The organism is Agrobacterium sp. O3.4, assembly GCF_041414895.1.
GTDB classification, from domain to species: Bacteria; Pseudomonadota; Alphaproteobacteria; order Rhizobiales; family Rhizobiaceae; genus Agrobacterium; species Agrobacterium cucumeris.
This window is the reverse complement of record NZ_JALPZP010000006.1, coordinates 1-20,898: the sequence shown is the minus strand read 5'-3', so window position 1 is coordinate 20,898 and position 20,898 is coordinate 1. Positions and strand designations below refer to the sequence as shown.

Annotated in this window: 15 protein-coding genes; 9 read left to right on the top strand and 6 right to left on the bottom strand. The window is 57.5% G+C overall.

The genetic code is table 11. From position 1 onward, the window contains the following. The first annotated feature begins 56 nt into the window (after positions 1-56). The 5 genes from M0412_RS21605 (at position 57) to M0412_RS21585 (ending at position 4,290) form a co-directional block, all read left to right on the top strand. Positions 57-815, top strand: a complete 759-nt coding sequence (locus tag M0412_RS21605; protein ID WP_269702289.1) for an urease accessory protein UreD — start codon at positions 57-59, stop codon at positions 813-815. Between the two features lie 25 nt (positions 816-840). Next, the gene (gene ureA, locus M0412_RS21600; protein ID WP_142842996.1) at positions 841-1,143 is read left to right on the top strand and encodes an urease subunit gamma; all 303 of its coding nucleotides are present in this window, start codon (positions 841-843) and stop codon (positions 1,141-1,143) included. Between the two features lie 10 nt (positions 1,144-1,153). After that, entirely contained in the window at positions 1,154-1,459 is a 306-nt protein-coding gene (locus M0412_RS21595) for an urease subunit beta (protein ID WP_142842997.1), read from the top strand. A gap of 9 nt (positions 1,460-1,468) precedes the next feature. After that, on the top strand, positions 1,469-3,172 hold the full coding sequence (gene ureC / locus M0412_RS21590; RefSeq protein WP_269702285.1) for an urease subunit alpha: 1,704 nt from the start codon (positions 1,469-1,471) through the stop codon (positions 3,170-3,172). A gap of 86 nt (positions 3,173-3,258) precedes the next feature. Further along, positions 3,259-4,290 (top strand): urea transporter, encoded by a 1,032-nt coding sequence (locus M0412_RS21585; RefSeq protein ID WP_269702283.1) that lies wholly within the window; start codon positions 3,259-3,261, stop codon positions 4,288-4,290. Positions 4,291-4,480: 190 nt separating this feature from the next. Here M0412_RS21585 and M0412_RS21580 read toward each other — a convergent pair whose 3' ends face one another. The 6 genes from M0412_RS21580 to M0412_RS21555 form a co-directional block, all read right to left on the bottom strand. Continuing rightward, positions 4,481-7,627, bottom strand: a complete 3,147-nt coding sequence (locus M0412_RS21580) for an efflux RND transporter permease subunit (protein WP_269702281.1) — start codon at positions 7,625-7,627, stop codon at positions 4,481-4,483. Continuing rightward, positions 7,624-8,760 carry an efflux RND transporter periplasmic adaptor subunit gene (locus M0412_RS21575; RefSeq protein ID WP_269702279.1) on the bottom strand — a complete coding sequence of 379 codons (1,137 nt, stop codon included), beginning with the start codon at positions 8,758-8,760 and terminating at the stop codon, positions 7,624-7,626. Before M0412_RS21575 ends, M0412_RS21580 begins: the two co-directional genes overlap by 4 nt. A 245-nt stretch (positions 8,761-9,005) precedes the next feature. Then, on the bottom strand, positions 9,006-10,070 hold the full coding sequence (locus M0412_RS21570; protein ID WP_269702277.1) for a helix-turn-helix domain-containing protein: 1,065 nt from the start codon (positions 10,068-10,070) through the stop codon (positions 9,006-9,008). A gap of 316 nt (positions 10,071-10,386) precedes the next feature. Then, the gene (locus M0412_RS21565) at positions 10,387-11,451 is read right to left on the bottom strand and encodes an AraC family transcriptional regulator (RefSeq protein WP_269702275.1); all 1,065 of its coding nucleotides are present in this window, start codon (positions 11,449-11,451) and stop codon (positions 10,387-10,389) included. 240 nt (positions 11,452-11,691) lie between these two features. Then, on the bottom strand, positions 11,692-12,432 hold the full coding sequence (locus tag M0412_RS21560) for an alpha/beta fold hydrolase (RefSeq protein ID WP_237681452.1): 741 nt from the start codon (positions 12,430-12,432) through the stop codon (positions 11,692-11,694). A gap of 160 nt (positions 12,433-12,592) precedes the next feature. Further along, entirely contained in the window at positions 12,593-14,422 is a 1,830-nt protein-coding gene (locus M0412_RS21555) for an SLC13 family permease (protein ID WP_269702272.1), read from the bottom strand. 315 nt (positions 14,423-14,737) lie between these two features. Here M0412_RS21555 and M0412_RS21550 point away from each other — a divergent pair, with 315 nt between their 5' ends. The 4 genes from M0412_RS21550 (at position 14,738) to ureG (ending at position 20,554) form a co-directional block, all read left to right on the top strand. After that, positions 14,738-15,841, top strand: coding sequence for an alpha/beta hydrolase (locus tag M0412_RS21550; RefSeq protein WP_283159208.1), 1,104 nt, complete (start codon positions 14,738-14,740; stop codon positions 15,839-15,841). 216 nt (positions 15,842-16,057) lie between these two features. After that, on the top strand, positions 16,058-17,869 hold the full coding sequence (locus M0412_RS21545; protein WP_269702268.1) for an SLC13 family permease: 1,812 nt from the start codon (positions 16,058-16,060) through the stop codon (positions 17,867-17,869). Positions 17,870-18,013: 144 nt separating this feature from the next. Beyond that, positions 18,014-19,075, top strand: coding sequence for an AI-2E family transporter (locus M0412_RS21540; RefSeq protein WP_269702649.1), 1,062 nt, complete (start codon positions 18,014-18,016; stop codon positions 19,073-19,075). Positions 19,076-19,942: 867 nt separating this feature from the next. Further along, complete coding sequence (ureG, locus tag M0412_RS21535; protein WP_269702265.1) at positions 19,943-20,554, top strand: urease accessory protein UreG; 612 nt, start codon at positions 19,943-19,945, stop codon at positions 20,552-20,554. Positions 20,555-20,898 lie beyond the last annotated feature (344 nt).

Here is a 20,898-nt window from a genome sequence, read left to right as displayed (position 1 = left end):
GATGGAATGCGCAACTCGAATTGTGGTTTGCGCAATCCCACGGGAAGACCCGCCTCATGCATAGACGCCATAGCGGGCCGCTTGCGGTTCAACGTGCCTTTCATCCCGAAAGCGATGGCTCCGCGCATGTCTACATTCTGCATCCGCCAGGTGGCGTTGCAGGTGGCGATGTCCTCGACATCAATTGTCGCCTTGCCCCGCAGGCGCGCTGCGTCCTCACCACCCCCGGTGCGACGAAATTCTACCGAACCGATGGCGGCGCGAGCGTGCAACGCACGCAGATCGACGTTGGCGAAAACGGTATCTGCGAAAATCTCCCACAGGAAACCATTCTTTTTGAGGGTGCGGATGCTTCCATCAACACCCGCGTCACGCTTGCGGGCAATGCCGTTTATGCCGGCTGGGACTTTATCAGCCTCGGCCGCCCAGCGGCGGGGGAACGTTTCGTGACCGGTGGGCTTCAGCAACGTGTCGAGATATTTCGCGATGGCGAGCTTATCTGGTTCGAGCGAATGGCGTTTTCGCGCTCACCGGAGATTCTGGACGCCCCGGTCTTTTTTGCCGGGCGCCCGATCGTCGGAACAATGGTCTATGCGGGACCCGCGCTCGAAAACACCGTTGAATGTATTCGCGAGACGCTTGGCACACAGGCGACAGGTGTTTTTTCGGTCAGCCAGCTCGAGCATGTGATCGTCTGCCGTTACCTCGGCCAGCGCATGTCCGAAGGCAAGGCGCTTTTTCTCCAGGCGTGGAGCATTCTTCGCGAGCGAGGCCTCATGAAAAAGGCCGTCGCTCCACGCATCTGGGCAACGTGAACCAGCAAAACGATGAGGGCTACCCATGGAACTGCTACCGCGTGAAAAGGACAAACTCCTGATCTTTACCGCTGCACTGCTCGCAGAACGGCGCAGGGCAAAGGGCCTGAAACTCAACTACCCAGAGGTGGTAGCCTTTATCTCAGGGGCACTGCTGGAGGGCGCCCGCGAAGGGCGAACCGTCGCCGATCTCATGTCATATGGCGCGACATTGTTGACCCGTGAAGAGGTCATGGAGGGCGTGCCGGAGATGATCCACGACATACAGGTCGAAGCGACTTTTCCCGACGGTACGAAACTCGTCACCGTCCACAACCCCATTCCCTGAGGAGGCTATCATGATTCCCGGCGAATATTTTATCGAGGATGGTTCCATCGAGCTCAACAAGGATCGGCAGACGCGCAAGATCGACGTTGCCAACTCCGGCGACAGGCCGATCCAGGTGGGGTCCCACTATCACTTCTATGAAACGAATGAAGCGCTCCTGTTCGACCGGGAGGCCAGCCGTGGCTTCCGGCTCAATATTCCTGCCGGAACGGCAGTCCGCTTCGAGCCGGGGCAGGAGCGCACGGTCGAGCTCGTGGCGCTCGATGGTGGAAGAGAGGTTTACGGTTTCAACGCCAAGGTTATGGGCAAGCTCTAGGAGGCAAGGATGGTAACGATCACACGGCAGAACTACGCCGATCTCTACGGTCCGACCAAGGGCGACAGGCTTCGGTTGGCGGACACGGAACTCGTCATCGAGATCGAGGAAGATCACACCATATACGGCGAGGAGGTGACGTTTGGTGGAGGCAAGGTGATCCGCGACGGCATGGGTCAGAGCCAGCGGCCGGCGGCCGAGGTTGCCGATGTCGTCATCACCAATGTCATCATCATTGATCACTGGGGCATCATCAAAGCGGATGTCGGCATCAAGAATGGCCGAATTTCCGGCATCGGCAAATCAGGCAACCCCGATATCCAGCCGGGAATATCGATTATTGTCGGTGGCGCCACCGACGTCATCGCCGGCGAAGGGCGCATCCTCACCGCAGGCGGCGTCGACACCCATATCCACTTCATTGCACCACAACAGGCCGAAGAGGCGCTCGCGAGCGGCACGACGACGCTTGTTGGCGGAGGTGCGGGACCGACGGTCGGTACGCTCGCGACAACTGTTACCGCCGGCCCCTGGGCAATTCACCGGATGCTTGAGGCAGCGGAAGCACTGCCCATCAATGTCGGCCTGCTTGGAAAGGGCAATATAAGCAAGCCCGATCCGCTGCGGGAGCAGATTCGCGCCGGCGTTGTCGGTCTCAAGCTGCATGAAGACTGGGGAACGACACCGGCTGCCATCGACAATTGCCTGACGGTTGCCGACGAGATGGACATTCAGGTCGCGCTCCACAGTGACACGCTCAACGAGAGCGGCTTCGTTCGGGATACCCTGGCGGCGATGAAGGGGCGTACCATCCACAGTTTCCACACCGAAGGCGCTGGCGGCGGGCATGCGCCTGACATCATTACCGCAGCCGGTGAAGAAAACGTCCTTCCGTCGTCTACAAATCCTACCAGGCCATTTACGATCAACACCATCGACGAACATCTCGATATGCTGATGGTCTGCCACCACCTCAGCCCGCAGATCCCAGAAGATGTTGCCTTTGCCGAGTCGCGTATCCGGCGCGAGACAATTGCGGCGGAAGACATTCTCCACGACCTTGGCGTCTTTTCGATGATGTCTTCGGATTCGCAGGCGATGGGCCGCATCGGCGAGACGACGCTTCGTTGCTGGCAGACCGCGCACAAGATGAAGGTCCAGCGTGGCCCACTGGCGGAAGACAGCGAGCGGAACGACAACTTTCGCGTCAAGCGCTATATCGCCAAATATACGATCAATCCGGCTCTGACGCACGGCTTTGCTCATGAGATCGGGTCCGTTCAGGTCGGAAAACGAGCCGACCTCGCTCTCTGGAAACCGGCATTTTTCGGCATCAAGCCGCAACTGGTGATGATCGGTGGAATGATCGCCATGGCCCCGATGGGTGACCCGAATGCGTCGATTTCCACACCGCAGCCAGTGCATTACCGCCCGATGTACGGCGTGCTCGGCCGCGCCCTCGGTTCGACAGGTGTCACATTCGTCTCGCAGGCGGCGCTTGATGACGGCATCGGTGAGAAACTGAAACTGAACAAGCAGCTCGTCGCTGTCAGCGGTACCAGGACGGTGCGCAAGAAGGACATGATCCACAACAGCCGCACACCAAAGCTCGAGGTCGATCCGCAAAACTACAAGGTGCGCGTCGACGGAGAGCTGATCACATGCGAACCGGCCGACGTGCTGCCGATGTCGCAGCGGTATTTCCTCTTCTAGAAAGCGGAAATACCGGGCGTTTACGCGCCCGGTATTTCTAACAACAGGGCAGAAGCCTCCAGCCTGCGCGACAGGAGCACGTATTCATGAAGCTGAACCATTTTCCGGATCACCCCCTGTTTTCTTTCGTGGACTGGTCGTTGCGGGGCATCGGGCAGGTCGTCTTTCAGAACAACCCGCTGTCAGGCCTCGTCATCCTGGCCGCACTTGTCTGGAATTCATGGATTTACGCCGTCATCTGCATTCTCGGGGTCATCTCGAGCACGTTGACGGCGGTGATCCTCAGGGCTGACAGAGGAATGCTGCGTGACGGCCTTTACGGGTTCAATGGCGCACTGGTCGGTCTGGCGCTCGTTGCCTTCACCAGCGAGGATTTTCGGGCCGGCTCCATCCCGTCCATCGCGATGGTTGTCTACATCATCTGTGCTGCCGCCTTCACCACAATGGCGCTTGCCAGCATTGGTGCATTGCTGGCGCCTCACAAGGTGGCGCCGCTGACGATGCCGTTCGTCCTTGTCGGATGGCTCTTTCTCTTCGCTGTTCTGAAATTCGATGCCATCGATGCCGGCCCCATGGCCAAACCCATCTCGCCCGAGCAGTTTTCCGACACGGTGCCTTATGTCCTTTCAACCTGGTACGAAGGGATCGGCACATCGATCGGCCAGATTTTTTTCCAGGACAACTGGATTTCCGGATATCTCATCCTGATTGCCATTGGCCTGAACTCCCGCATTTGCGCCGCGATGGGCTTGCTTGGAGCGATTGTCGGCACGCTGGTGGCTGCCTTGTATGGAGGACCGGAGGGGGCGGTGCGTGACGGCCTTTTTGGCTACAACTCGGCCCTGACTGCCATGGCGCTCGGCGGCGTTTTTCTGGTATTCACTTGGCGCAGCCTCCTCTACGCCATTTTTGGCGCTGTCATAGCAAGCTGGCTCTGGGCCTCGGTTGCCATCTTCCTGACGCCGATCGGCATGCCGGTCCTGACGTCAACCTTTGTTCTCGTAACCTGGCTTATGCTGCTGGGTCAGGGTGCATTCAAGGCACTCGTGCCAGTCCCACCCGCCGAATCCACTACACCGGAAGATAATCGCGCGCGCTATCTCGGACACCAGGGTTGATCTTCAAAACGACGTCCACAGGATACCTGTCGTTTTTGTCGACGTGGCTGTTCTGATTTTTTCGGCGGCCTGCCGAAGGACAGGATTTGTGCCGCAGTGCTTTCCACCGACCATCATGCTCCTCGGACAAGACACAAAACGGCGCCACAGGGCGCCGTTATTGTCTGGCTGAAGCCTCGGAACCTCCCGGCTATTCGCTGGCTACCTCGGTAACAGGATCCGGTTTGACCCCGAAGAGCCGTTCCTTCAGCCTTTCCCGGCCGGCCTGGACAACCAGGTAAAGTACGGGAATGACGACAAGCCCGAGCACGGTACCGAGCAGCAGGCCGCCGAGCACCGTGGAGCCGATTGCCTGGCGACTGCCTGCACCGGCACCGGTTGCGATGACCAGCGGAACAACGCCAAGAATGGAGGCGAGTGCCGTCATCAGGACAGGTCTGAAGCGCTGGGATGTGCCCTCGGACGCCGCATCGAAAATGCTCATGCCCTCTTCACGGCGTTCCTTGGCGAATTCCACGATCAGGATCGCATTTTTTGCCGCAAGCCCGATCAGCAGCAGCAGGCCGATCTGGGCGTAGATGTTGAGATCGATGCCACCGACGACGAGGGCGCCGAGAGCGCCGACCACTGCGACCGCAACTGACAACATCACGGCAACCGGGACGCTCCAGCTTTCATATTGCGCGACGAGGAAAAGATAGGTGAAGACGATGCCCATGATGAGGATAATGACCGTCTCGTTCCCCGATTGCTGCTCCTGAAGCGCCAGACCCGTCCACTCGAACCCGAAACCGGCAGGCAGTGCCTCGTTTGCCAGTCCACCCATGATTGTCAGGGCTTGCCCGGTGCTTGTGCCTGCTGCTGCCTGGCCGTTGATCGAGGCTGATGAGAACAGATTATAACGATTGACCGAGCTCGGCCCGTAGACCGTCGAGATGGAAAGCATGCTCTGGAGCGGAACAAGTTCCCCCGACTGACTGCGAACCCTCAGACGCTGGATGTCATCGATACGTTGGCGATAGGCTGCCTCGTCCTGCAGCCGGACCTGATACACACGCGAGAAAATGTTGAAATCGTCAACATATGTTGACCCCAGATGAGCCTGCAACGTCGCGAAAATCGCAGCGGGCGAAACACCATAGAGCTCGGCCCGCTTCCGGTCGATATCGAGATAAAGCTGCGGCACCCCAGCGGAGAAGGTACTGAAAACGCCGGCAAGTCCCGGTGTCCGGTTCGCCTGCATAATGAGATTTCGCATGACCTCGGCCAGTTCCTGCTGGCTCTGGCCCGCCTGGGCCTGCAGGCGGAAGTCAAAGCCGCCTGTCGTGCCAAGACCGGGAATTGCCGGGGGATTGAAGGGCACGATTGAAGCCGTGGAAATGGCCGCGAGCTGTGGGCGGAGCCGGTTGATCAACGCAAATGCGCTCTGGTCGGATCCACGTTCACTCCATGGCTTCAGTGCGGAGATGATCATTCCGCTGTTTGAACCACCACCACCAACCATGCTGACACCGGCAATACCGATCGTGTTGGCAATCCCCGGCGTTTGCTGCAGCAGCGCACTTACCTGCGTGATTGTCTGCTGGGTGCGCTCGAGGGATGCAGCATTGGGAAGCTGCACGTTCATGAACAGGTATCCCTGGTCCTCGGCAGGAACAAAACCGGTCGGAAGCATTCGGTAGAAACCAAAAATGCCGAACAGGACTGCGGCAAACAGCACGCCTGCGAGCACAAAACGTCGCGCGAACAGCGAAAACATCTTCAGATAAAACCGACGCGAGGAGTCCAGGCCATTGTTCAACTTGCCGAACAGTCCGGTCTTGTGTTCCCGGCCGGGCCTGAGAATGAGCACGCAAAGAGCCGGGCTCAATGTCAGCGCATTGATTGTTGAAAAAAGGACCGTCACGAGGATCGTCACGGCGAACTGACGGTAGAGTTCCCCCGTGATCCCCGCCAGAAATGCGACCGGAACGAAAAGCGCAGCGAGAACGAGCGTGGTCGCAACGATCGGACCAGTGACCTGCTCCATGGTCGCAAGCGTTGCCGCACGAATGTCTATCGCCCGTTCCGTCATAAGTCGCTGGACGTTTTCAACGACGATGATGGCGTCGTCCACGACGAGACTGATTGCCAGAATGACTGCGAAAAGCGTGATCGTGTTGGCAGAATAACCAAGAACGTAGAGGACGGCGAACCCGCCGATCAGCGAAACCGGGATCGTCAGCGTCGGGATCAGCGTTGCACGCCAATCCTGGAGGAAGGCGAACACGACGGCTACCACGAGGACGAAGGTAATCGCGAGCGTTACGAAGATTTCGCGGATGGTTTCCCGCACGAAGGACGTCGTGTCGAAAACCATCGTATAGGCAACGTCATCGGGGAACTGCGTTGACAGTCTCTCGAGTTCGCCGAGCACTGCATTCGATACCGCAAGTGCATTGGCATCCGATGACTGATAGACGACGACGGTCGCGCTTGGATGACCATTGAGGGTCGAGGCCGTATCATATGACTGGGCGCCAAGTTCCACGCGCGCGACGTCGCGGAGCCGGACAACGCCGCCATCACGGTTGCTGCGAACGATGATATCGCCGAATTCCGCCTCGTTGGCGAGGCGTCCCCGCGCCATGACGGTAAGCTGCATCTGCTGTCCGGACATTGCCGGTGGCGAGCCGATCTGGCCAGCGGATGCCTGGGCATTCTGCGCTCGGATCGCAGCGGTGAGATCCGCAGCGGTGATACCGAGTGCCTCCATCCGGTCAGGCATCATCCATATACGCATGCTGTAGGTCGGGCCGAAGACACTCGCTTCGCCGACCCCGGGGAGCCGGGCAAGGGCATCGCGAATGTTTACCGTCGCATAGTTGCTGATGAAGACTTCGCTTTGCGTTCCCTTCGGTGAATAGATCGCCAAACCGAGCAGCATGCTTGACGAGCGACTCCGAACCGTCACGCCGGCCTGTGTGACGGCAGCGGGTAGGCGGGGCGTTGCCAGTGCAAGGCGGTTCTGGACATTGACCTGGGCAATAGCCGGATCAGTGCCGGCCTCGAAGGTCACAGTAAGAGAATAGGTACCGTTATCGGTGCTCGACGAAGACATGTACATCATGCCCTCTACCCCGTTGACCTGCTCTTCGATCGGAGCGCCAACGCTGTCCGTCATCACGGTCGCACTGGCGCCGGGATAGCTGGCTGTCACCTGGACTTCAGGTGGTGTGATCTGCGGAAACTGGGCCACCGGGATCTGAAGAAGCGCTACGGTGCCAGCGATGAGCATCACGACTGCGATGACCATCGCGAAACGTGGGCGGCCAATGAATGGGGCGGAAATGTTCATTTTGGCACCACTGGCTGAGATGACGTCTTGTCTGCGATGATGTCGACAACGGACCCTTCAGTGACGTTCTGGAGACCTTCAATGATGACGTCTTCACCTCCCTCCAGACCACTCTCGACGATCCAGGCTCCGTTTCGTTGCTCGGACACGGTGATCCGGCGTTGAGTGGCCTTTTTATCCGCCGTCACCAACATGACGTAACGTCCTTCCCGGTCCTGCTGTACGGCGCCAAGCGGCACAGTCGGGCGCTCCAACCGTGTGTTTTCCGAGACGACCACCGTTACGAACTGACCGGGGATCAGCAGGAAATCGCTGTTGGGGAAAACGGAGCGGATCGGCAGCGTCCCTGTTCCCTCATCGACTTCGCTGCCGAGGAACGTGACCGGTACAGTCTGGGGATAGATCTGGCCATTGGAGAGCCTCAGGCGCGTATGATAGCGAAGGGCAAGTTCATCCTTGCTCGCCCCGCCTGCCGCTTCGCGCAAATCCAGCAATGCACGATCGCTGACGGAAAAAACCACCCGGACGGGGTCAAGCTGAACGACACGCGCCAGCGCCGCTGATGACGGCGTCACGTAACTGCCGACGGAAAACGCAGCTGTTCCAATCCGTCCCTTCAGGGGCGAGGTAATATGGCTGTAGCTGAGATTGAGCTCGGCTTGCTTCACGGCCGCTTCTGCCGACTGCGCACTTGCTGACGCAGTGTCACGTGCCGTTTCGCTCTGTTCCACGGTTGCGCGCGCGACGCTCTGGTTCAGGGATTGATTGCGCGCAAGCTGCCGTTCGGCATCGAGAAGGGTCGCATTTGCGCGGGTAAGATTGGCTCGCGCATCGGAAAGCGCGATCTCAAGAGCCCGGCTGTCAATTCTGAAAAGTTCCTGGCCTTCTTCGACTTCGGCCCCCTCTTCGAATGACCTTGCATCAATGAAGCCATCTATCCTCGAGCGGATGTCGACGGCATTCAATGCCTCAATGCGTCCCACAAACTCGTATTCCGGAGAAACATCATCCACGGCGACCTTCATCGTTGCGACTTTGGGCGCGTCCTGCGCACGTGCCGGAACCGTCATGCCAACTGAGGCCGCGATCATGGAGGCGAGGAGAACTTTAGAAAACCTGTCGGTAATTCCCATGCGTTACCCTCCGGAAAGCGTTAGTGGCCAGGGCAGATACGGCAAATGCGAGCGTGCTTGCTATCGTCCTGCTCCGAGGTCGGCAGCCAGAGCATATTTCTGTAAAGCGCGGGTCGGGAAGCGAAAAATCCTGTTAAAGTACGGATTTTGCAGCCATTTAGCTAAATAGGGATACTGTGCACAAGACCGGGATAAACTGCACAAGACTGTTTGACCGGTGACCTTCGATTGCTTGCTGTAACCTCTCACACCGACGACCATTGATATTGTGGAACACGGCAGTTTGCCCACATAGCGTAAAGAGGCGGCCCTTCTTCTCCATAGGGTTCTGCGGACAGAAACGACGACCGTTTTGGGCGAAGCCGTCCTGCTTCGCGTGCCTCCTTGGGTGTGACACCAAACTCACGTCGAAACGTGCGGCTATACGTCGATGGGTCTGTAAACCCCCACTCTTCGGCGATTACGGAGATGGACCGCCTGTCATTTTCATTGGTCAGAATGTCCCTGGTCCGTAAAAGACGCTGGCGGCGGATGTAGTTGGAAATACCGCCACTGGTCTCGAAAATCCGATAGAGCCTGGACCGTGAGACATTGAGGTCGCGGCACAATTTTTCGGGAGAAAGGTCGCGCATTGCCAGCTGTGTGGCGATAAGTTTTTTCGCGCGCATCATGATCACGGCATTGATTGGTCCATCCGCTTCGAACACACGGTCGCGTGTCGGCGTGATGCAGGCCGACAGCAAGGAGGTTGTCGCGACGGCCATATGTTCGGCATCCCGCTCCACACGACCGGGGAGCGAATGATGCAGCAGCTGGATGTAGTCGATAATCAGCGCGGACATTTCTGGCCGGATAGCGAGATCATAGGGCTGCGAGAACGCAAAATCACGCGGCAGGATGAGAGCAATCGTCCCGTCATCTTCGCCTTCCGCCTCGTATGGCGAAGAAAGGCAATGCCAGTGGAATTGCCCACTGTGGTTCAGCAGGCCGTCCGGCAACAGGGTCAGCGGAATACTTAACACCCAGTGGTCGAAGACCGGCACTTTCTTGTTATTCCATCTCCGCCGATAGCCGGTGCGGGGATATTCCAGTGACAGCAGCGCGAGGTTGCCCAGTTGCCATACCCTCTGGCGCACCGCAAATGCCTCGAATTTTTCCCGTAATAACGTGACATCACCCAGATTTGAGTTCCAGGACCGATAGAGATCGAACTGTTCGGCAGGCGGCGCTTCGCGGGTATCGATGTCAATGATGCTGTTCAGGCGGGCCTGGCCATCGTTCTCTTCGGCAATATCAGCGTGGTGCTGCATTAGGGGCACTCTACTGTTTGAGCGCGTAAGGCCGATCGCAACCGGGAGATATCCAGAAAGCCGCATGTTTTTTACGAGCCTGCCAGAAGGCCACCTCACCAGCAACAAAAGGCCGGACACAACTCTTGAGGACAACCGTTATATAAAAACTGAACTCAAGCAAAAGCTTAAGGGCTGGAATTGGATGGTCGAGGACAAACGTTATGGCCGACTTTATTCACATTAGTGAATTTGAATATATGCAGTTAATCCCAATTATGTGCAGGATGTCCCTTTCTCGTTCGGCGGCGCCCGAAGCATGCAAACTGCGATTTTTTCACGCGCTGGCGTCCGACAAGCCAAGCGCATTGCTGATGAGCAAGGTGTTCAACGTGGCGGCGCCGGTATCCATGTGGTTGCAGCTAAAGGCCAGTGGATGGCGGATTCCCTGCCAACCAAGAGCTCTGACTTCTTTCGGTGAAAGTCCGAACTCGCGTTTGAACATACGGCTATAGCTGGATGGGTCCGTAAACCCGACATTCTCGGCAATTTGTGAAATGGAGTTCACGTTGGTCGTATCTGCGAGCGCGCGATATGTTTCCAACAGGCGTTTGCGGCGAATGTAGTTGGAGATTCCTCCAGCCGGCTCAAAAATCCGGTAAAGGCGTGAACGAGAGACGCCAACGCTTTTGCAAAGATGCTCGGGGCTCAGATCCGGATCAGCAATCTGGATGCCTATCGCGCGAATGGCTCGGGTCGTAACCACGGCGTCGATTGGCGCCTGTGCCTGAACGAGTTTTTCGTGCGATGGCAAAAGCACGGCTGCCAGCATGTGGGTGGTGGCTTCGGCGACCCTGGAGACACTGCTTTGTTTGAGGTGAACAAGATTTTGATGGAGCAGGATGAGATAATCGGCAAGAAATTCGACAGAATTTTCAGCGATCTCCGGGTGGAGAGGTGCGTCAACCGCGCCGTAGGGAAAGAACAGTGCAATCAGCCGTCCTTTGCTCTCGAAGTCACCCGGCGCGGCAAGATTGGCCATGCGAAGCCGTCGCCGTGGTGATCCGTCCTTCGGGCCGGATGCCTCACTGTTTCTGACTGTCACAACCCAATTGTCGACAGCTGGCTTTTTCTTGTGCTCCCAGCGGAGCAGATGGCCGGGGGAGGTATCGATTACGGCAAACGCAATATCGGCGATCTGCCAGATTTTCTCGCTGGCTTCAAAGGTGGCGGTTTCTCCCTCCGCAAGGCCGACATCGATGATATCCGAATGCCAGTTCCGGAAAAACTCGAAGCGTTCAAGCGCGCTGACGCCGGCCGTGTCACATTCTACCGTGCTTCTCAGCGGATCATCCACAAATTCGGCGGATGACATCTGCCCACATTCTACCCGTGCATTCATGATATCTCTCCTTGAACCCAGAGTGAAAAAACATGAAGTAACCAGCATCGACGCTGCGCTGGTGCATCGTGATAGGAAGCCGATTTTTAACGAAGCACAATGTTGACCGTGTGCCGAAGGTTAAGCGCAAGTGAATGTTATTATTACAATTCAAGGTCTGTAAAGAAAAGATGCAAAAACTTCCGCTTCGCGGCAAACGTGTTGCAAAGCAGCAAATATGGCAGCGGGACTACGCCTGTTTCATTCAAAGATCGATCCTAGTTCCTGCGACGCGGTGATGAATGACAGTCCGTGCCGGAACGATCCTCTTTCCAGGAAACCGATCGTCTCCATGACGACGATTGGATTGTAGGTCATGAAGGTGTGCGTTGCGTGCACGACGAGATGATCTGCCGCGCCACTGAGCCGGGTGGATTCAACCGTCACCTTCCCATCGTTTGGGCCGGGTAAAATCGAGTTGAACAGCGGATTGATGGAAAGGTCACCGGCAATAATCCCGACCGGATAATCAGGTGATGGGAGAATACGCGAGATTGCACCCGCTCCGGTGCCGAGCTCCTGTCCGGCCGGACCGTTGATCCAGTCGAAAGGCGGAAAATCGCCGAACACATCGACGATCTCGGAGCCGTGGTTGGGCGGGGCAAGCATCACCACCCTGCCAAGAGATTCGAAGGCTGGCCTTTGTGCCAGCCAGTAACGAATGAGAATGCCGCCGAGTGAGTGTGTGACGAAATGCACGGGTTGTGCGCTGCAGCGTTCTACCGCGAGGCCTATGTAGCCCACCAGTTCTGAAACCTTTGCTGTCGTTGAGGGATATTCGGCGCTTACCACTTGATAGCCCTGCCGGCTCAGCGCCTTATCGATCAGCCAGAAAGAACCGGCGCCGCGGGCGAGGCCATGCACGAGGACGACGCACCCCGAACCATTGCGAAGCGGTTTTGCGGTTGCCGTTTCTCCATGAAGAACGAGCCACATCAGCATGACAAGATACGTCGTGGCTTTCGTGTGTCCTGACGCCAGCATGCCGTTACTCCGGAATTTTCAGAGTGTACGTTTGTATATGACCATCCTTCATGAGCAGCGCGAAATTCGATCGCGGATTTCGACCAGTGCAAGGTAATGACGCCACCAGTCCCTCAGCCTAGAAAGACCAGAAGAGTGGGACGACGAAGACTGAAACGATGAAGAACCAGACGAACAGCGGCAGACCAAGCCTCCAGTATTCACGAAAGCGATAACCGCCAGGCCCCATGACCATTGCGTTGGCGGGTGATGCTATCGGCGTCAGGAACGCTGCCGCAGTTGCAATTGCGATGCTCATCAGAACAGGACGCGGTGAGATGCCCATGCCCGTCGCTGCTGCGATCCCAATCGGAACCATGATCAGGGCGGTTGCCGTGTTGCTGATCAACTGTCCAAGTATTGCGGTCAGCAGGAACAGGCCAGCCAGAAGTCCCGTCGGGCTGATGTCTCCAACCAGATTGGCAAGTTGCCTCGAGATCAGCGGTGCAGCGCCCGTCTCAATCATGACTGCAGCAAGCGGCTTCATTGCTGCTATGAGAATGACAGTGCTCCATCCTATAGCCCTGAAGCATTGTTCTGGTGTCAGGATACCGGAAAGAACGATCGCGCCTGCCGCGAGAATGCCGGCGACGGCTGGAGGAACGATACCGGTTACAAGCAGAACGATCATGGCGGCCAGGATTGCGACTGTTTGCCTGGCAGCGGCCCCCATGGGGACAGCCTGCCTGCGAACGAGTTCGGGCGAACTGACGATGAGCACGTCCGGGTCGTTCAGGCGTACATCAAGTGCTTTCCATGTTCCCTGCAGTAGCATCGTATCTCCGGCCTCCAGCGAGGTCGCGCCTGCATCGCCGTTGGCACTGAGGCCATCGACAGACTTGCCCGCCTTCTGGACGGCAAGAATGATAAGATCACCACTTTCGGTAACCATGCCGGGAAAGACTGTCTGGCCGATCAGTTGCGATCGCGGCGGGATAGCAACTTCCGCCAGTCCGGACTGGTGATTGAAAAGGATATCGTCCGAGTTTTCCTCGTGTTCCCGAAACGACAAATGCAGGTCCACGGCGAATTTTGCGATCACGTCGGGATTTCCGCTCAAAAGGAGATGATCGTTTTCCCCGATATGCGGCCGTCTTATCGGCTGGGCGGTGTCACCCTCATGCACCGCCACCAGCCGGGCGCCGACATAGGGGGCCATGTCGACCGTCGAGACAGCCTTGCCCATGCAGGGCGAGGTGGAGCGAACACGCAGGCGGTGGAGATTTGCTCCAATCCCGTATTGTTCCACCAACGTCCGTGCATGACGGCTGAAATCCGAAGGGATCGAAGGACCGTTTCGTTGCGGTAACAGTCGTTCGCCGAACAGGATGATGATCAGCATGCTGCCAGCGAGAAGGGGTAGCCCGACAAGAGCAAATTCGAAGAATGCGAAACCTTCAGCGCCGGCGTCGATACTCGCGTCGGAGACAAGAACGTTTACCGGGGTGCCGGTCAACGTCAACATCGACCCCGCATGGGCGGCGAAGACGAGCGGGAGAAGGAATTGGGACGTTTTTTGTCCAAGCCGAACCGAAGTGACGACAACGACAGGTAAAAAGGCCGCCACCGCTCCATAGATACCGGTCAGTGCCGTCAGCATGGCAACCAGGCTCATCATGACAAGGAAGAACCGGCTGCGGCTTTTTTTCCCGGCATCCCACAATAACCGCTTGCCCATCCAGACCGTGACGCCGGTGAGCTCAAGCGCGGAGCTGACGACGAAAAGCGTTGCTATAAAAATGACAGCGGGATCACCGAAGCCGGCAAGGGTCTGGTCAAGACTGAGCAGGCCTGTCGCCCACAGGGACAGGCAAGTCAGCATGGCGACGACAACGGCCGGTACCCTGTTCGAGATGAACAAAACTATTGCGGCAACGATGATGATTGCAACGAGGGCTACCGGGCTCAATCCTGCTTCCCTTTGACAAACCCGACTTGATACGGTTTTCAATACGGCTGCCTGACGCCAGCACGCCTGAACCTCGATGATCAGGATGAGCCGGAGGCCGCGATAAGTCATGGGATCACAGTCCCGAATCTACGCAACCCGTCCCGGACTGGCGGAACAAGGGCGATTTTTCGTGGTAAGCCGTTGATCCCATGTGACGACCGGTTTGAGCTGAGTTAGTATGCCGCCGGTCGCTCAGTGGCTTTGAGTGTGCCGGAAGGTAATGCACCAGCGCTTCGGCTCACTGAGGTAAAAATGCGCAGGCGAAGCATATTCTTGGTTGCTGTTTTTTCTGCCTGTCTGGTGGCCTGTGCACCACGAACGGGATTGCTGACCGTAACGTCGCCTGTCGCGAACGCCGATCAGATTACTCTTATTGCCGCAACAACGCGGGAGCCGGTCAAAGATCCCGGCGTATTGTTCGGCGGTGATCGCGGCGCCTCGGTTTCCTATAGCAGGATCGTCGTTTCAGTCCCTCGCAATCGAAAACCCGGTACACTTGAACTCCCCCGGCGGCCGCCGGGAAATCCGGATCGCAATTTTGTCGCGACATCGGTGACCTCGATCAAAACTGAGGATGTTGCGGCTGCATTCCGGGGGCCACACCGGCGCAAGGCTTTCGTCTATGTGCATGGTTTCAGAACAACGTTTGACCGCTCCGTTTTCCGCTTCGCACAACTTGTGCACGATACGGATGCAGACGCCGTGCCGATCCTTTTTTCCTGGCCATCTCGCGGGCAGTTTCTGGACTACAAGCGCGACTTTGACAACGCGTCCTATTCGCGATCGGATCTGGCGAACCTGTTGCAAGCCGCCATAGATAGCAAATCCATCGATGAAGTTGTCGTGCTGGCCCATTCGATGGGTGCCTGGCTTGCGGTTGAAGCGGTCAGACAGGTTGCTCTTCAACGACACGGTGTCCCGCGTAAAATCTCCAACCTCATCCTTGCATCTCCGGATCTCGACGTCGGCGTCTTCCGGCGGCAGGTCGAAGACATGGGGGCGATGCGTCCGCAGATCACCATTTTCGCGGCGCAGACAGACCGGGCCCTTCGGCTTTCGCAGTTTATCGCGCGTGGCGGTGCCCGTCTCGGGGGGATCGATCCATCGCAGGAAGACTACCGGCGAGCCTTGGCTGATCTTTCCGGCGTGACCGTTCTTGATCTCAGCGCGCTGAGTTCGGGAGATCGTACCAACCACGCGCTCTATGCCACCCGGCCCGAGGCCGTCCGCTTGATCGGCGATCGACTGCTGCGAGGCCAGAAAATCTCGGATGTCGACGTCGCAGGTCCGGCAACGACAATTGATGCCCTTGGTGCTGTCGCAACCTTTGCGGTGACCGCTCCGATCCTGATATTCGACATGGCCACGACCCCCTAGATTTTCCAATTCTGCTTTGCGAAGCCCTCGATGCGGCGCTGAAAATGGGACGATCAGCCCAATTTTGGGATTTGTCGCTCATCATTAATGTTGCCGCAGTTGCTAGCGTAGCGAGGTGACCTTGCCCGGCAGAGAGATCCGGTCACGTGATGTCCCGCAACTCGGCACTGAAGGCGGGCGTGAACGAGGCCGGCGCTGCGAGCAGGGAGATTTTGTTTGTCGCCAATCCAGAGCACCGGTCTGATAATCTTTGCGACAATCGCTCTTTTCGCATGGAACAGGCTGCCGGTTATTGCTGTTGCTTTCGCGGCGACACTTTCGCTCTGGGCCGCAGGGCTTGTCACCTTGGAACAGGCCTTTGCGGGTTTCGGGGATCGTGCCGTTCTCTTTATCGCCAGTCTCTTCATCATCAGCGCTGCCCTTGAACGAACCGGCGTGACGGCATGGTGCGGACAAATGCTGATCGCTCAGGCTGGCGGAAACAATCGCACCAGGCTCCTGCTTATTCTCATGCTCGCCGTCGGTTGCCTGACGTCGCTCGTCAGCGGAAGCGGGGCTGTTGCAGCGATGATGCCCGTTGCCGTGCTGGCGGCTGTTCGCCTCGGTCAATCGCCAGCACAATTGCTGATGCCGCTCGCTTTTGCGGCTCACTCCGGGGCCAATCTGCTTCTGACTGGTTCGCCCAAGAATTTCCTCGTCTCCGAGGCTTTGGAAGATTCCGGGCGAGAGGGGTTCGGCTTCATTGAATTTGCCTATATCGGCGTGCCGCTTCTCGCCGGAACAATCCTGATCGTACTCCTGGTCGGAAGATACCTGCTTCCACATAAAAGCAATGTCCGGCTGCCCGCCGACTTCAGCCGCCATGCCCAGACGCTTGTCGAACACTACGGTCTGCGGGACGGGCTCTTCCGATTGAGGATCCGCGACAGTTCTCCACTGGTCGGAGTAATGGCGGACAACGTCGATCTGGGCGGTGGAAGCGAGATACAGGTCATGGCCGTTCAGGCACTTGCCTCTGGTTTACCTGCTCGCAGCAGGAGTATCACACCGGATGACTATCTGCTCGTTCGAGGCACCGCACAGGCTGTTGCGGAAGCAGCCGCACGGCTTCACCTTGCCATTCGCGAGGACGCGCCTGTAGAGGGTGGAAATTCGGCCTTCAACCGGCGCTCCGGCCTGGCAGAGGTGATGGTTCCGCCACGCTCCGGCCTCATAGGGCGCCCGATGTTTCCAGGCGTTGCGACGGAAAGTGGTGATCTGATCGTTTTGGCGGTGCATCGAAGGGGCGAGGAAATCGATTACGCCAACCCGACGCTGGAGGCAGGTGACACCATTCTTCTCGAAGGCAGTTGGGAAGCGCTCGACCTGCGCCTCAACGATCCCGATGTGCTGGTTGTCGATTCACCCGACCTCGTTCGCCGGCAGGCCGTTCCAATGGGGCCGGGAGCAAAGGTTGCGGTGGTGGCACTGATCGGCCTTGTCGTGATGCTGGCGACCAATATCGTGCCGCCCGCGGTTGCGGGCATTCTGTGCGCATGTGTTCTGGTCGCGTCGGGCGTAATTACGCCCGAGCAATCCTATCGCGCCGTTCACTGGACGACGGTAATGCTCGTGGGGGCGATGATGCCGATTTCGACCGCCATGATGCAATCGGGTACGGCAGCTTTCGTGGCCGATGAGCTTGTCTCGGCAATCGGCTCGGCCGGTCCGACGGCGCTCGTTGCCGGTTTATTTGTGCTCACGGCCTCTCTTGGGCAGGTGATGAGCAATACGGCTACAACCATGCTTGTCATTCCAATCGCAATGGCGGCTGCATCTGCCATGCAAATTGATCCGCAGCCGGTTCTCATGAGCCTCTGTGTTGCCGGTTCCGCGTCGTTCATGACGCCGATTGCCACGACAACCAACATGATGGTGATGGGACCAGGCGGCTACCGGTTCGGCGATTACTGGAAGCTTGGGACGCCGCTCATGGTGTTTTTCTTCCTGATCGCCGTTTTCATGGTTCCGCTGATCTGGCCGTTCTAGTCGCATGATCGATTTGAGACGGAACGCATGGTTTTGGGACAGTGAACCGATTGTTCCAACTCGGATTTTTGCAACTATGCCTGAATGCCCTGCACCGCAGGTCGCAGCCCTTGGCGATCCTCTCCAGGAAGGGACATCGACTTTATGAGTAACCCAACGCTGGTCGGCCCTGTTTTTCTGATCGCAACGATCGCGTTTATATCTGCGCTGCAGATCGCCGCTGCGGTGTTTGCACCGATCGCCGGTGCACTTCTTGTGATTGCCCTTGTGTGGCCGGTTCAGAAGACTCTCCAGACCCGCCTTCCAAGACTTCTGGCACTGGCGATTGTGGTCGGGATAATCATCTGTGTCTTCACAGCGCTTGCATCCGTTAGTGCATGGGGTTTCGGCCGTATCGGTCGCTCCGTCGTCAGCGACGCCCCCCGCTTCCAGATGCTTTACAGCAATCTTGTGACGTGGCTGGAAGGACATGGCATCGTTGTCGCCGGGCTGTGGGCCGAACATTTTAACGTCGGTTGGCTGCTTCGAATGCTGCAGGGCGTGACAGCCCGGCTGAATACGACGATTTCCTTCTGGATCGTTGTCGTCGTCTATGTATTGCTCGGGCTCCTCGATACCGACGCCGTGGCGCGCAATATCCGAAGGGCATTGGCAAAAGACACGGCGGATGCCGTCATTGGTGGTGCTATGCAGACCGCGGCCAAGCTCCGACGCTACATGTTTGTACGCACGCTGATGAGCCTTGCGACTGGCATTATGGTCTGGGTGTTGTCGGCGGTCTTCGGATTGCGCTTTGCCACAGAATGGGGCGTCATTGCGTTTGCGCTGAACTACATTCCCTTTATGGGGCCGTTCATTGCGACGCTTCTGCCGAGTGCCTACGCTCTGGCGCAGTTTGGATCGCCGGAGGCCGCGATCTTTATTTTCGCCGGCCTGAACGTGATACAATTCGCGATCGGAAGTTATATAGAGCCGCGTGTTGCAGGATATGCGCTGGCGATGTCGCCTTTCCTGGTGTTGTTCTCGGTGTTTTTCTGGTCATCAATATGGGGTGTGTTCGGCGCATTCATCGGCGTGCCGATCACGATTGCGATCATCACGTTCTGCGCACAGTTCGCCGGAACCCGCTGGATAGCAGTGGTTCTTGGCGCACCTTCCGGGCGAGATAAAACAGACGACGTGCCTGACAGCGGCAGCCAGACATGACTGTCGGGTCTTTTTCACTGTCTCGGCAGGAACGCATCGATAATCCAGGGAGATACATTCGCAGCAACCCAACGGACCATCAGCCCCGAATACCGCCTTGGATTACTACCGACGAAGCCGTCGTATCTCCATCACGCGTCCAGTGCGGGAACTGAGCGAAATTTCGAAATCTCCGCTGCCTCGCCTGGCGTGATAGACGAATGTCCGGCCCCTGCAATCGACGCGGCGGACATTTCGGAAGCCACGGTTCTGAATGAGCTGTTGACCCTGCCTGCACGTTATCGCGCGGCCAAAATTGAGATTGGAACCGACATGAATGTTGATCGACACGGCATAGGCTGGAGCCGGTACCGATACAGGCAAGATAAGGCAAGCAGCGAGAGCAAACGCAGACCATGTTGCGGGGCGCATCTTGTTTCCTCCACTAGTGAGACGCTCAGGGAATAGTTTGGGTCTACGGGACGATGTCAACAACGGGGCGTAAATCATGGATATATTAGGGACGCAGCGCCAATTTCGGGGACGATTTACGCATCACATGCGAGAAGGCGCGGTGTGGTCATTTCAGATTTCATTTCGGTTTCTGCAGACCGACGTGAATTCTCGGCAGCCAGAATTGTGTGGATTGACATGAGAATAGCGACCTGCTCACCTGCGCACTGGTCATGACGTCGCACGTCCCCCGGTGAAAGGTTGCACCTTGTCTGAAAGACCCTGCGGCAGATTCTGGGCCGATATGCGCTGCAGTTCCTCTAACTGCTCTCATGCCTGCTGTATCGAAATCCGTAATAAGCGTGGTTTTTCCATGCGAAAACACTATTATCCGGGTGATGGGATTTTTCCCGCGCTCCAACGTTGGAGGTTGCGATGACGTCGAAGAATGGTCCCCTGCGTGTCGGCATCGGTGGTCCCGTAGGCTCGGGCAAAACGGCTTTGACCGAAAAATTATGCAAGGCCATGCGCGACCATTATTCGGTCGCCGTCGTCACGAATGATATCTACACGAAGGAAGACGCCGAGGCACTGGTTCGCATGCAGGCCTTGTCATCCGACCGCATCGTCGGCGTGGAAACCGGCGGATGCCCGCATACGGCAATCCGTGAGGACGCCTCGATCAATCTTCAGGCCATAGCAGACCTCAATGGCCGCTTTCCGGATCTTGACGTGGTGTTTATCGAATCTGGCGGAGACAACCTCGCCGCAACATTTTCACCGGATCTCGCAGACCTGACGATCTATGTTATCTCGGTCTGCCAGGGTGAGGAAATCCCTCGCAAGGGCGGACCTGGCATCACCCGGTCCGATCTTCTGGTTATCAACAAGATGGACCTCGCGCCTCATGTCGGTGTCGATCTTGATGTCATGAACAAGGATGCACTGCGCATGCGCGCAGCATTGCCCTTCGTTTTCTCTGACATGAAACGCGGAGACGGGGTCGACAGGGTGTTGCAGTTCCTGCAGGTTCAGGGCGGGCTTTAGACTGCATGCTGCGGCTTCTCACACAATCCACGTATGCTCCGGCAGCCATTCTGCCACGTGTCCGGCATCTCAGCGTCCTGAATGATAGCCTCGCAGGCCACCCCTTCCAGGGCGATCCCATACCTAAGAAATGCCGCATGTTCAAATAAGACCCGGCGCGCGGTCTGGGTCTAATTAGAGCAATCCTCGAAGACACGGCTCAAGTACGGAACCCAATTCGCCCTGGCGTCGGCGGAATGTATCATAGCCGTAGATGGTCTTGAGTATCTGCAAAGGTTCGGCGGTCACGGCGTCTTTCTTCTGCGTTGGATGATTTGCGCATCATGGCCAAATCCGGATTTATG